This is a genomic window from Anaerofustis stercorihominis (assembly GCF_005844425.1).
GTDB lineage: Bacteria > Bacillota > Clostridia > Eubacteriales > Anaerofustaceae > Anaerofustis > Anaerofustis butyriciformans.
Window position 1 is genome coordinate 1 of record NZ_SPHL01000008.1, and the last position, 13,583, is coordinate 13,583.

The 13,583-nt window shown below is 33.0% G+C and carries 15 protein-coding genes; 5 read left to right on the forward strand and 10 right to left on the reverse strand.

The features are described from left to right. Positions 1-561: DUF1819 family protein (locus tag FGQ49_RS03440; RefSeq protein ID WP_138268518.1), on the reverse strand; the 561-nt coding region annotated here is incomplete at its 3' end. 221 nt (positions 562-782) lie between these two features. Here FGQ49_RS03440 and FGQ49_RS10295 point away from each other — a divergent pair. Continuing rightward, on the forward strand, positions 783-1,223 hold the full coding sequence (locus FGQ49_RS10295; RefSeq protein ID WP_171020571.1) for a helix-turn-helix domain-containing protein: 441 nt from the start codon (positions 783-785) through the stop codon (positions 1,221-1,223). A gap of 6 nt (positions 1,224-1,229) precedes the next feature. On the opposite strand, the gene FGQ49_RS03450 is transcribed toward FGQ49_RS10295, so the two are convergent. Continuing rightward, positions 1,230-1,892, reverse strand: a complete 663-nt coding sequence (locus tag FGQ49_RS03450) for a response regulator (RefSeq protein ID WP_138268519.1) — start codon at positions 1,890-1,892, stop codon at positions 1,230-1,232. Next, on the reverse strand, positions 1,889-2,437 hold the full coding sequence (locus tag FGQ49_RS03455) for a hypothetical protein (protein ID WP_138268520.1): 549 nt from the start codon (positions 2,435-2,437) through the stop codon (positions 1,889-1,891). Before FGQ49_RS03455 ends, FGQ49_RS03450 begins: the two co-directional genes overlap by 4 nt. A 190-nt stretch (positions 2,438-2,627) precedes the next feature. On the opposite strand from FGQ49_RS03455, the gene FGQ49_RS03460 reads away from it, so the two are divergent. After that, on the forward strand, positions 2,628-2,861 hold the full coding sequence (locus FGQ49_RS03460; protein ID WP_138268521.1) for a helix-turn-helix domain-containing protein: 234 nt from the start codon (positions 2,628-2,630) through the stop codon (positions 2,859-2,861). 62 nt (positions 2,862-2,923) lie between these two features. Here FGQ49_RS03460 and FGQ49_RS03465 read toward each other — a convergent pair whose 3' ends face one another. From FGQ49_RS03465 to FGQ49_RS10305, 7 genes are all read right to left on the reverse strand, one after another. Continuing rightward, positions 2,924-3,277 carry a helix-turn-helix transcriptional regulator gene (locus tag FGQ49_RS03465; protein ID WP_243112213.1) on the reverse strand — a complete coding sequence of 118 codons (354 nt, stop codon included), beginning with the start codon at positions 3,275-3,277 and terminating at the stop codon, positions 2,924-2,926. A gap of 129 nt (positions 3,278-3,406) precedes the next feature. After that, positions 3,407-3,583 carry a hypothetical protein gene (locus FGQ49_RS10300; protein ID WP_171020572.1) on the reverse strand — a complete coding sequence of 59 codons (177 nt, stop codon included), beginning with the start codon at positions 3,581-3,583 and terminating at the stop codon, positions 3,407-3,409. Between the two features lie 133 nt (positions 3,584-3,716). Next, positions 3,717-4,628 carry a ribosomal RNA small subunit methyltransferase A gene (locus tag FGQ49_RS03470; protein WP_138268522.1) on the reverse strand — a complete coding sequence of 304 codons (912 nt, stop codon included), beginning with the start codon at positions 4,626-4,628 and terminating at the stop codon, positions 3,717-3,719. Positions 4,629-4,827: 199 nt separating this feature from the next. Continuing rightward, the gene (locus tag FGQ49_RS03475) at positions 4,828-6,459 is read right to left on the reverse strand and encodes a hypothetical protein (protein ID WP_138268523.1); all 1,632 of its coding nucleotides are present in this window, start codon (positions 6,457-6,459) and stop codon (positions 4,828-4,830) included. Between the two features lie 19 nt (positions 6,460-6,478). After that, positions 6,479-8,812: a VirB4-like conjugal transfer ATPase, CD1110 family gene (locus FGQ49_RS03480; RefSeq protein ID WP_138268524.1), complete on the reverse strand. Its 2,334-nt coding sequence runs from the start codon at positions 8,810-8,812 to the stop codon at positions 6,479-6,481. After that, positions 8,787-9,158, reverse strand: a complete 372-nt coding sequence (locus FGQ49_RS03485) for a PrgI family protein (RefSeq protein WP_138268525.1) — start codon at positions 9,156-9,158, stop codon at positions 8,787-8,789. The genes FGQ49_RS03480 and FGQ49_RS03485 overlap by 26 nt, the downstream gene beginning before the upstream one ends. Before the next feature lie 8 nt (positions 9,159-9,166). Beyond that, the gene (locus FGQ49_RS10305) at positions 9,167-9,328 is read right to left on the reverse strand and encodes a hypothetical protein (RefSeq protein ID WP_171020573.1); all 162 of its coding nucleotides are present in this window, start codon (positions 9,326-9,328) and stop codon (positions 9,167-9,169) included. Between the two features lie 281 nt (positions 9,329-9,609). On the opposite strand from FGQ49_RS10305, the gene FGQ49_RS03490 reads away from it, so the two are divergent. The 3 genes from FGQ49_RS03490 to FGQ49_RS03500 all read left to right on the forward strand — a co-directional run bounded on the left by FGQ49_RS03490 (position 9,610) and on the right by FGQ49_RS03500 (position 13,574). Beyond that, positions 9,610-12,654, forward strand: coding sequence for an SrtB-anchored collagen-binding adhesin (locus FGQ49_RS03490; protein ID WP_138268526.1), 3,045 nt, complete (start codon positions 9,610-9,612; stop codon positions 12,652-12,654). Between the two features lie 191 nt (positions 12,655-12,845). Then, positions 12,846-13,172: a YdcP family protein gene (locus tag FGQ49_RS03495; RefSeq protein WP_022087958.1), complete on the forward strand. Its 327-nt coding sequence runs from the start codon at positions 12,846-12,848 to the stop codon at positions 13,170-13,172. A 15-nt stretch (positions 13,173-13,187) separates the two neighbouring features. Then, positions 13,188-13,574, forward strand: a complete 387-nt coding sequence (locus tag FGQ49_RS03500; protein ID WP_075877390.1) for a YdcP family protein — start codon at positions 13,188-13,190, stop codon at positions 13,572-13,574. The last annotated feature ends 9 nt before the right edge of the window (positions 13,575-13,583 follow it).

The window sequence follows — 13,583 nt, forward strand, 5'->3', positions numbered from 1 at the left end:
ATCTCCGTTTTTATCAAGCATACTTATATATTTTTCTTTTAATAAAGGTCTTACAATTTTAAATCTATCTTTTTCTTTTATTACTAATCCAGAATCTTGTAATATTTTCATTATCACTTGCTTTAATTTTGCTGATGTAGATTCTGTTCTTTCTCTTAATGTCTTACTTAATATACACTTTTCTTCATACCAATTATCAATATCAAATTTTTCAATATATTCTTTTCTCATATAAAGTTTATCTTTATACACTTCTATTACAAAATCTCTGACTAATTTATCAGTTTTCATTATTGCATATAATAAAATATACTTACTTGTTTCAATGTCTGAACAAACAAATTCCTCTAACATTTCTTTGTCCATAACTTTTAATCTTCTAAATATTGGGGAATTAACTCTTTGTATGCTTCCTGTTTTTTTATGTTTAATCAAGTTTTCTTCAATATTCCTTTTTTTTAGTTCTTGTTCATTCTCCCCGTCTAGTAAATAACGCCCTATAATTTTTGTTTCATTATATAAAAAAGGTTCCCCTGTTAGTTTTGCACTATAATCCTCCATATTTCCTCCTTTTTCACCCGTAAATTGACAATAAAATTATATCATATATTCTTTTATTTGGAAAGTATTTGAAGAAAAATAAAATAAATATTCGCAAGAAAAACAATTATTTTTATGTTAAATTCGCAAATAGATATACACAAATAAAAAATATAATCTATTTCCCCTAGAAAAATAATATTTGCCCAAGTTAATGGAATAATTATAATGGGTGAAGTTATATGATAATTAAAAATTTACGAGAAAGTAGAGAATTAATTGATAAAAAGCAAAAAGATATAGCAGAATTGATGAAAGTTAATTTTACAACAGTATCTGGTTGGGAAACCGGAAAAGATACTATACCATTAAAAAGATTGATAGAATATGCAAATTATTTTAATTATAGTTTAGATTATTTATTCGGTTTGACTAGAACTAATGATACAAACTATCTTCCATTAACTATTAACCTTGATTTAATTGCAAAAAATTTAAAATTATTAAGAAAAAAACATAATCTTACTCAAGCAGATGTTGCAAAAAAAATAAATACTACTCAAGCCTCTTATGCTCATTATGAAAATGCTATCAATTTAATTCCTACTACATTTTTATATAACCTAACACTTATTTATTCTTCCTTTTCAATTGATGAATTATTAGGTAGAAAAAAGCAATAAGTCCTATTAAGATTTATTGCTTTTTTGTTTTTCTATTTTTATAAATTTTAACTCGTTGATTATTTTAGGGAATGTTTCTTTAACTTTTTCTTGCGTTAACAGTTTTGTAATATACTCATCAAATCCATAATACCCTACAAATGTATCTCTTTCATTTTCCGAAACTGTTAATACTATAACGGGAATATTAAAACCTTCTATTTCTTTTAGATGGTCTAGAGTATTTGGACCGTCACAATGTCCTCTATCATAAATATTATTTGTAATAATTAAATCATATTTTTCGCCATCTTTAATTCTTTTTACAATTTCTATACCACTTTTAGCAATCGTTGTTTTTATTCCCATACTTTCTAAAATGTATATTGTGTTTGATATAGAACTTTTACTATAATCGCCAACAAGAACATTTATTTCTTTATTTGGTTTATATTTTGTTTTTACTTTAATAATTGGAATCAAATCTTTTCTAACTTCTTTTTCCCACTCACCAACTTCATATCCACTTTTTTCAATTTCTATATCTAGGGTATCAAAAAAAGTGTTTTTTTGTTTTGCATTATCATCTTCTTCATTATCTTTATTTTTTACATAATTGTATAATTCATATATTAAACAAATTAAAAATAATACAATTAAAAATACTAATATAAATTTTTCCTCGCTCATCTAATTTTACCTCCTATAAATTTATTTAAATTTACTTTATATTTTTCTTTTAAAATTTCTTTTGTTTTTTTATATATTTCACTTTTTAAACATAAACATTCGTATTGATAATCAGATCCAGATGTAATAGAAGCAAATAAATCTTTATCTTTGACTTCCCAAAGTTCTTGTAAATAATAATTTTCATAGCATTCATAAGCAAAAAGTGACGCAAATGCTTCTACTATACTTTGCTTTCTATTTTTCTTTACTAATTGCATATTTTCATATAATCTTTTAATTTCTTTATAATCTGAACTTGAAAGTAGAAATTCATTAAAATTAGGATTATCAAGTATGTTATAACTTTTTAATTCATCTCCTCCATCTTTTGAACTAGAAGGGAGTCTTTTTATTATTGCCTTAAAACAATTATTTTTTTCCTTTTTTATAAATAATTCTATACACCATATATTTTCATCAATTCCAATTATGTAGCCGTCTTTTTTATTAGTCACATCTTTCTTATCAATTATAAAACTTTCTTTTCCGTCCGTTATTGTCACAATGTCACTCCTCTATATTATTCTATTTTCCCAAGTAATTGGTAAAAAAAACACAGTACACCTAATAAATAATGTACTGCCTTCATTGTGTTTATATTATAGCACCTTATTTTTTAAAAGTCAACGGCTATCCGTGAATAATTTCTCCGGTTTTCCGTTAAAATATTACTGAAGAAATGAGGTGTGTGATATGTTATTCAAAGAAGCAGTAAGTAAAAGAATATATGAATTATGTAATACTTACAATTATACTCCTAACAAATTGGCTGAATTATCTGCTGTCGCACCATCTACTTTACAAGATATGTTAGCATTAAAAGTTAATAAACCAAATGCTTATGTTATTTATCAAATATGCAAAACATTAAAAATTAAATTATATGATTTTTTTAATAGCGACCTTTTTGATAATTTAGAAGATTAAAAGACTATTCAATGTATGAATAGTCTTCTTTATATATTTTAATAAATAAATTGTAATTTGTATTACTTTTTAAATACTTTTAAAACGAAACCTAATCCCAAACCAATCATAGCAAATACATATCCTAACATAAAATTATCAAAAACAATTCCTAATGTATTTCCTATAATAAATCCTCCGATAATTAACCATTCTATTTTATCATCATTATCATTTTCTATTTCAATGCCAAGTGCGTTATCAATAGAAAACTCTAATAAAACTGCTAATTTTTTTAAACTATCAATATCAGGAATGGTTTCTCCTGTTTCCCATTTAGAAACAGTTTGTCTTGCAACATTTAATTGTTCAGCAAGTTGTTCTTGTGTCATATTTTTTTCTTTTCTTTTTTGTAGTATTATATCCTTTAATTCCAATATTCCCACCTCCAATATAATTTTATATTATAAATATATTTCGCACCACCTATTAGAAGTGGAATTTTCGCACTTCATTTTAACATTTAGATAAATTACTATTTATTAAACAAATCACTAAATTGTAATTTATATAAAACTTTTTTTCAAACCTTTTTTAAATACTAAAATTGCTTTTGCTGTTCCTGTAATTGACATAGTAACTAGCTCATAACCATCTTGTAACATTTCATTTGCTTTTTCTTCTACTTTTTGTGCCATATCATCTGCCTTTGGTGAATACTCTATAACAACTGTTTTATACATTTTTCCACCTCCTAATCTATCACAAATTGTAATTTATAATTTGCTTATTACTTTTTTCTGTCAACTTCTTTGTTTACACTATTGCTAATAATATAGAAATTGGAAATATAGCTACTGGATAAAATTCTTATTTTCAATTTTTCAATTTAAAAATTTTCTTTTGGCGCTTAGTTTCAAATTTCCAATAACCATGATTACGATTTCGATGTTTTTTTTGAATCTTGTTTTGATTGTTTTTCATGGCTTGTTCAGCATTTAATATAATAGCTTTTTTTTCGTTGGAAACAAATTTAAGAAAAACATCATATAGGTATAGCCATCCATCGTATGAGATCTCAGTAAGCGTTGACTCTAATTTGATTTTTAAAAACTTGCAAATGCGTTTTTGTTGCTCATAAGTAAACAATTTTTTTGTTTTATCTTTGAAAGTATTTCCAGACGCTAAAAATATATATGATAAAAAATTTCTATAGTCTGTCGCATCCTCAACATCTGCTGATGTTTTTCTTTGAAAGTGAGCAAAACATATTCGTGCATTTGGCACAGGATAAAAATCTGATGGTTTAAACTCATAAATCAATTCAGCGGAAAACCAAGGTTTGTATAAAAGAGACCTCAAACTTTCGTTATAAAAAGGCTGTCCAGAATACCTTAGAAAAGCTTCATACTGCATTATGAAATATATATCTTCAGGAGGATTATCATCTTCAAATACTTTTTTCATAATATCAGCAGTTATGTTAAATGGAATATTTGCACATACTTTATATGGTTCTTTTACTGATATTTTATATTTTAAAAAATCCATCTCTATTATTTGAACTTTTTTAGATTCTTTATACCTTTCAGATAAAGTTTTCGCTAATTTTGCATCAAACTCTATTGCTATAACTTTCTTGCTTTTTTTTGCAAGTTCATTGGTAATAATTCCTTTTCCAGGACCTATCTCAATTACAATATCGTCGTTACAAATATTACTCTTTGATAACAAGGTCGCTACAAGTTGTTTACTATGTAAATAATTTTGCGAATGTTCTATTCCCATAAATACCTCCTTTACAAATTACTATTTGTTAGTCAGTTTTTATATAAATAATTATACCATTTTTATTTAAAAATTTCTATCTTTTATAAAAAATATATAAATATGTATAAAGGTTACTTCTTAATTTTAGAAATAACCTTTTTTGTTTTTATTAATAATAATACAAACCCTAAAAATAATTTAATCAAACCTAATACCATTACTCTGCCTTAAAATAATTAAATTGTGAAGTCTTGCTAACTTCATAAGCATTCCACATTATAGTTTGACTAGAAGCCGGATCAACTATCATTACATTTATTGAATCAACTCCAGTTACTGCAACCCAATGCTGATTACCGGGAGTTGCTCCCTTTACTTCTGTCGTAATAAAATATCCTTGATTAAAATATTGTGTTATTAAGGCTAATTTTTCACTTCGTGTTTTTCCTCTTAAATTGACATTTCCAACATAACTAAATCCTGGAACTGCCTTATTGACTGCTGCATATTGAAGATTACCTCCACTATCAAACCCATTATTTTTATTTAATGCTTCTACAAAAGTGCCAGGATTAAAGGGACTTATTGTAGTATTAGCACCTGACTTTTCAATAAGAATTGCTATTGAAGTAACCAAGCACCCTATCTTACCTATTGTACTATTAGTGTTACCTATTTTTATATTAGCCCAACTAGGATCTGTTTGCCTCCAATTAACATATTCCCCAGAATTATTTACTCCATAAATTACTCCACTCCACAAATTAGCATATTTATCACTTGATAATTCTGCTAATTGTTTATTTTGTGCAGCATTAAAATTATATTGTAATTTCATATCTTCTACTGTTTTAGATGTTATTTTTATATGCAAAACTTTCTTTTGTACCTCTTTTGGCTCTTCATTAACATTTACACCTTGTTCTATTACTTTTTCAACTTTTACTTCAGAAGATAGACTATTCATATCCCAAAATATTTTTTTTAGAATATTTTTTTTGTTATTGTCCATTGTGACAACATCAGTTGCATTTAGTCCATTTGATTGTTTAACCGTATAAATAAGTAATATATCTTTCCAAGAAGCCATACTACCATCTAAAACATAATCTTCGTGTGGATTTGTATCTTGAATTGATTGGATTTTATCTGCAAACTCTTGATTACATTCTGCAACTACTTCATTCATAGTTACTGCATTAGCACTTGTTTTCTGATTAGAAAAAAATATTCCAAATATAGAATTAACTAATAATCCAATCAAACAAATAACTACTATTATTATTATTGCAACCCACCCTCCTGCAATTAATGCAGTAATTAAAGCCTTTGTTCCTGCAATTATTGCCTTTATTGCTGAAATAGTTGCTTTTGTTGCAATTCTAATACCTTGAGCAGTCTTTCTTGCAGATTCTCTCGCTAATTTTACTGCTCTTTGACTATTTTTTAATGCTACTTGTGCTGTTTTCTTTGTGTTTTTTGCAACTTGTTTACTTGTTTTTATTGTATTTTTAGTATTTTTAATAGTAGATTTAACATTGCCTTTTTTCATTTTCTCTTTAAAGGCTTTAATCTTTACTTTTGTCTTTTGATAATTTTCTTTTGTTTTCATCAAGGACTTTTGCCCTTGCTTATTAAATTGATGAATGCCCTCATCAACTGTTCTGTTAGTTGCAAATTTAATTTTATTACTAGCATATTCTACACTATTAATATCATCACTTACACTTTCTTCGGCTTTTTCTTTTGTTCTTACAATGGTATCTTTAAATCTTTCTGTTTGAATTGCTGCTTTGTTTAGTGTTTTTATACCTTTTTGGGCTACATCTTTGACTTTAATATTTGCCAAGATAAACACCTCCTATTCTCTAATTACCTTCTCCAGGTTTAGTTGTCATTAATTTATATAATTTGGTATTCGTAGGAAATTTGTTTATAAATGGAACAAGTGAACTACCTACTTTTAATAATCCTTGCCCTGCACCTACATTTGTTATATATCCCATCTGTAAATCAGATATATTTAATAATTTAGCAAGTTCCAATCTATCTGTACTTGCTTGATTAAGCATAACTATAAACTCTGAATTTGCTAACATTGTTCTAGCAGTATGACTTTGTAGTAAATCATCTACATTTTGTGTTATTCCGGTACAATATGCACCATATTTACGAACTCTTTTCCATAAAGTAAATAGAAAATTAGCAGAGTATTCGTGTTGGAATAACAAATATATTTCATCAATAAAAATAAAGGTATTTCTACCTTTACTTCTGTTCATAGTTATTCTATTTAAAATACTATCAAGAACTACTAACATACCAATAGGAAGTAATTGCTTTCCTAAATCCAAAATATCATAACATAGTAATCTATTATTTGTATCTACATTTGTATTTTTAGCAAAAGTATTTAAACTTCCATCTGTAAACAATTCAATAGCAAGTGCAATTTCTTTTGCTTCTGGCTCATTTTGTTTTAAAAGTTCTTCTCTAAAATCCTGTAATGTCGGAGGTGTTCCTTGATAATTCCCTTGTTGAAAATGTCTATAAACCGAAGCAGTACATCTATCTATAATAGATTTCTGTTTTGGACCCAGATTACTTCCTCCAATAAGTTGCTCGCATAAAGATAATATAAACTCTGATTTTAATATTACAGGATTTGCACCATCTCCGTACTCGCTATTCAAATCCATTGCATTAATGTGATTATTACTTGTTGCTGATATATGGATTACTTCTCCACCTAAAGCATTTATTAATTGTGAATATTCTCTTTCTGGATCAATGATTATGACATCTGCATTTGGATCACGTAAAATTACAGATACTATTTCATTTTTACCTGTAAAAGACTTGCCACTACCACTAACTCCAAGTATAAACGAATTACCATTTAGTAATTGTCTTCTATCAGCAATAATCATATTTTTACTTATAACATTTTGTCCATAATAAATACCATTTTCGTGATTTATTTCTTGAACTCTAAAAGGCATAAATACTGCAAGCGATTCGGTAGTAAGAGTTCTTAAAGTATCAATTTTTCTTACTCCAAAAGGCATTGCAGTATTTAATCCATCCATTTGTTGATATTTTAATATAGAGAATTGACATAAGTGTTTTCTTGCAGTAGTTAATAAACTTTCTGTATCGTTATCTAATTGTTCTTTACTATCAGCAGTATGCACCATAGTTAAAACGCATATAAACATTCTTTGGTCACGAGTAGTCAAATCATCTAAAAATTCTTTTAATTCTATTCGTTGTTGTTCCATATCGTATGGTATAACAGCACTAAAATTATTATTAGAATTTTGTCTTCGTTGCCAATTAGTTATGTTTGTTTCTACACCTAATCTTCTATTTTCTACCTCTCTTACGGCTTCATCCATAGGAACAGGAATTACATCAATACTCATCATCATATTTCTATTTAAGTCAGTTAGTTCTGCCACCATATTGTCTTTAATATAACTTGCATATTCTTTTAAAAATATAACTCTGCCATATTTGTTTCCCATTTTAAAATAATCTTTTTCAAATTCAAAATTATCTGGACATATAAAATCTTTAAAACTATGTCCTTTTCTCATATTTTGTATCATATCAAAAGTAAAAGCATTTTCCTCGCCTTGTCTATAAAAATCGTGTATCAAACGTAGTCTATCTTGTGCTTCTAATTCAATACATTTTGAACCTAATTGTGAAAAATGATTTATCAAATCAGCACTAATTCTTGTAAAATAGTTTCTTGCTTCTTCTACACTTTTTTTATTAACAGATATTGTTAAAAACTTTTCTTGGGTAATTCCATTTGCTCCAGTTGCTTTATCTAAAAGCATTTTGTTGTATTCTTTTCTATATTCATCCAATTTATCATTTGCTAATGGTAGTAATATATTTTTTTCAAAGTCAATTTTATTTAATCTTCTATTTAATATAGTTATTTTTGTAGTGGCTCCTGTATCAAATGAATTAAGCAATTCTGAATATTCTAAAAACATACCCTCTTTGTCACTTCTACTTGCTACTGCATAATTTATATCTGTAAAACGATAACATTTTGAATATTTATTTTTTCCTACTTGAAATATACCATCTTGCCATATTCTTGTAATTGGAATAACATCTTGCACACCTTTTGGAACTATAAATGCTTCCTTGTCTTGCTTAAATAGTGTTTTTAATGTCTTCATTCTTTAAATCCTCCTTTTCTAACTTATCTTTTAATAATTCATAATAAAAATTAACTGGTTTAAAAGTTAATTTTTTTGGTATTAAAAATTCTGATTTTATATATGCATATATGAACTTCTCTGCCGGCATTCCATTATAAGTAATAAAACCTATTGCAGCGAACGGACTTGCTCCTAAAATACATACCCAAGATAAAGTTTCTATACCAAAATTATTTTTTAACAAAAAATAAAGTAATACTGCTACTCCACAAGCAAGTATAGAAAAAACGAACTGTCTTAATGACAGTCCGAAAAATATACTTTCTGTGTAATTTCGTATTTCTCTATTTATTTTAACTTCCATACTATTACCTACCTTTCTTTATCTTTTTTATTTTGTATAAATGTGTCTGCAAGATTTCCACCAGATATTACTTCTTTAAAATCTTCTTTTGCTTTTGTTAAATCATTATCATAGTAATAACCATAAGCCCAATCTATTTTATTGTCTGTAATTTTATCAAGAAAAACCAACTAAAAATCTGATTGTCCGCTAAAACACTGTATCTATCAGCATTTTCAAGGGTTGAAATACTTCAAATTACTACGATTTTACTACCATTGAATGAGCCTTGATACGTTAGAAATCCCAGATTTGCAAAGATTATGGTACAGCACATCAGTATTGATAAACTAAAAATTGAATATCGCAAGTAGATTATGGAACGCCGATATTGACGTTCCTTTTCTATTTCCAGCCGTTCAGAAATGGACGGCTTTTTCTATATCCAAACGAAAGGAGAATTTTAAAAGCTATGAAAAAGATATTGAAGCGATTAGCCACGAGCTTCCTTGCCTTTGCGACTATCGTTACCGCTTTGCCGACAACGGCAGTCCACGCTTCCGAGAAGCAATACTGGACAGAAAGTGCCGAGCGTGTCGGTATCGTTGAAAAAGTGATGAATGACGGTTCTATCGGTTCGACATTCAACGAGGGACACATGACCGTTGAGGGCGAGGACGCTTTCTGCGTGGATATTAACACTAACTTCCGCAACGGCTACAAGACCAGAGCCGACGCAAGCACACGCATGAGCTACGACCAGATTTCAGATGTTGCCCTCTCAATCGAGTATGTCAATCAGTATGTGCAGAGCCACAGCGGATTGAGCAGTCAGCATATTTACCTTTTGAAACAGTGCGTCGTATGGCAGAGATTGAGTGTTCATCTGGGCTGGCAATGCGATAACGTCAGAGCTTCCTATGATGAAATCCCAAAAGCGATACAGGACGAGGTGTACGCTGGGGCGAAAGCCTTTGCCAGCGAGAACAAGGGACGCTATGAATGTGGCGGTTATATCTACTCTGGCGAGGGACAGGACATTGGACAGTTCTGGGCGAAACTTGCCGTAGGAAATGCCACCCTTAAAAAGACTTCCAGTAATGCCAGCATTACCGACGGAAACGGGCTTTATTCTATCGCTGGTGCGACTTATGGTGTCTATTCTGATAAGGACTGCACAAAACAGCTTGCCACCCTTACGACGGATAATAGCGGAAATACTGATACTGTGGAAGTAAAGGCTGGCACAGTCTACATCAAAGAGCTTTCCGCTCCTGCTGGCTACAAGGTGGACAATACAGTGTATTCCTTAAATGTGGAAGCTGGCAAGACAGCGACCTTGAACGTATCCGATACGCCAAAGGTCACAGACACACTTATCGAGCTTTTCAAGATTGACATGGAAACACAGAAAGACGCTCCACAGGGCGACGCTTCTTTAGAGGGTGCGGAGTTCACATGGAAATTCTATGCGGGACACTATACCGCTGACAATCTCCCTAGCGAGCCTACCAAAACATGGGTGACAAAGACAATCGCTGAAAAGGACAGCGACGGCACTATCCATTACGTTTCCCGCCTTTCTGATGAATACAAGGTATCTGGGGACAGCTTCTATACACAGGACGGAAAGAACGTGCTTCCTTTAGGAACGCTGACCGTTGAGGAAACAAAAGCTCCTAATGGCTATCTTCTTGACGGTGCGTATATGCAGGCAAACGGTAGCGAGGAACAGATTAAGGGAATGTACCTTACACAGATTACCGAGGACGGCGACATTGCCGTATTGTCTGGAAGTAATCAGTACCATGTATCAGACAAGGTTATCCGTGGCGGTGTGAAAATCCAGAAACGAGATTTGGAAACCAGCGATACCAAAGGTCAAGGAAGTGCGACCTTGAAAGACGCTGAATTTGAAATCATTTCCCTTAATGACAATGCCGTACTTGTCGAGGGCAAGCTCTACAATAAAGGCGAAGTGGTAAAGACAATCCTTACCGACATTGAGGGCGTGGCTTCTACTTCTGCTGATTTACTCCCTTACGGGAAATACCGTATTGAGGAAAGCAAAGCACCAGAGGGCTATCTGACGGACGGCGCAGAACCGATTGAATTTGAAATCACAGAGGACGGAAAAATCGTTGACCTTACAGGGACAGACACATCAATCTACAATCAAGTGAAGCGTGGCGACCTAGAGGGTGTCAAGATTGGTGCTGGCACACACCAGCGTCTTGCGGGAGTTCCGTTTAGGATCACCAGCAAGACCACAGGTGAGAGCCACATTATCGTAACTGATGATAACGGGCAGTTCTCCACTTCTTCTGACTGGGCTTCCCATAAGAACAACACCAACGCAGGAAAGACCAGCGAGGACGGTATCTGGTTTGGAATAAGTGAGCCAGACGACAGCAAAGGTGCTTTGATTTACGATACCTATATCATTGAGGAATTACGCTGTGAGAGCAACAAAGGCTTTGAGCTTATCCCTGCCTTTGAAATCGTGGTGTCCAGAAACAATGTGACTGTTGACTTAGGGACACTTACTGATGAATACGAGAAAGAAATCTCTATCCATACCACAGCCACAGGCAAGGACGGCGAGAAGTCTATCGTGGCTGGCAAAGAGGTAACAATCATTGATACCGTTACCCTTGACGGGCTGGAAAAAGGCACAAAATATCAGCTCAAAGGCTGGCAGATGTTGAAAGAGGAAAACGCCGAGCTTCTTATCGACGGACAGCGTGTAGAGAACAGCTATACCTTTACTGCTGATGATGAAGAAATGAAAGTGGAAATTTCCTATACATTCAATGCGTCTGATTTAGGTGGCAAGAACCTTGTGACCTTTGAGGAACTTTACGACCTTTCCAATGAGGACGAGCCTGTAAAGGTGGCTGGACACAAGGACATTGACGACGAGGGACAGACGGTTCTTATCACGGAGCGTATCATCTCTATTCATACCACAGCGACCAGCGAGGACGGAAAGAAAGAGATTGAAGCTGGAAAAGACGTGACAATCATTGATACCGTGACCCTTGACGGCTTGGAAATCGGCACAAAGTATCAGCTCAAAGGCTGGCAGATGATTAAGGACGAAAACGCAGAGCTTATCATCAACGGAGAGCGTGTCGAGAATGACTATACTTTTACCGCCGACAGTGAAAGTATGGAAGTACAGATTGCCTTTACATTCGACGCTTCCGAGCTTGGCGGGAAAGAGCTTGTGACCTTTGAGGAATTATACGATTTGAGCAATCCAGACGAGCCGACTAAGGTTACAGAGCATAAGGACATTGAGGATGACGGGCAGACTGTGACAATCACAGAAGTACCAGAAACGCCGGAAGAACCAACAGAGCCGGAACAGCCGACCACACCAGATACACCGACCAAAACAAGCGACGCTCCAAAGACAGGCGATAATACAAACATTGCCTTATTTTTAGGGCTTCTTGTTCTCTCTGGCGCAGGCGTGGCAGGAACATACTTCTTCAAGCGTAGACGTTCCTAATCGGGTGGTCTGCTTATGATGATGAAGAAATCACGTTCCCCGCCGTATGGACTTGTAACAGGAAAAGAAAATCGAAACTGTTCCTTTTCTGTTCTTCTGCTTGCAGATCAACGGAAAAGAACAGTCCACTAGGGGCGTGGGGAGTGTAGCTCCCCACATATCAATCACAGAAAGAAATGAGGTATGAACACATGAAATTGAAATATATTGTGCCTGATATGGCACAGACTTTTGGAAATTTGGAGTTTGCAGGAGAAAATGAGGTGGAGCAACAGCGTGTCAATGGTCGCTTTGTTCCCGTGACGAGAAGCTATAACCTGTATTCCGACATTCAGAGAGCCGACGACATTATCGTGGTGCTTCCCGCAAAGGCTGGTGAAAAGCGTTTCAAGTATGAGCAAAAAGTCAAGCTCATCAATCCTAAGATTACCGCCGAGGGAAAGAACGTGCGAGGTCGTGGCTACACAAACTATATCTTAACGGCTGATGATATGCTTCCAGCCGAGGAAAGCAAGTAAAGGGGGTATCAGATTATGAGATTAGCGAATGGAATTGTATTAGATAAGGAAAAGACTTTCGGAGTATTGAAGTTCTCCGCATTAAGACATGAGGTGCGTGTGGAGAATGAGGACGGGACAACCAGCGAAGAAATCAAGCGTAGAACCTATGACTTGAAGTGTAGTCAGCAGGAACGCACGATACAGGTATCTATCCCAGCGGAAATCCCTGTCAAGGACTACCCGTACAATGCCGAGGTGGAGCTTATCAATCCTGTTGCCGATACGGTGGCTAACGCCAACTACCGAGGGGCAGACGTGGAGTGGTACATCAAGGCAGACGACATTGTGCTGAAAAATAAAGGCGGTCAGTCCGCAGGCAATCCGCAGAACCACGCTCCGCAGGGACAACAGAAAAAATAACACATTCTC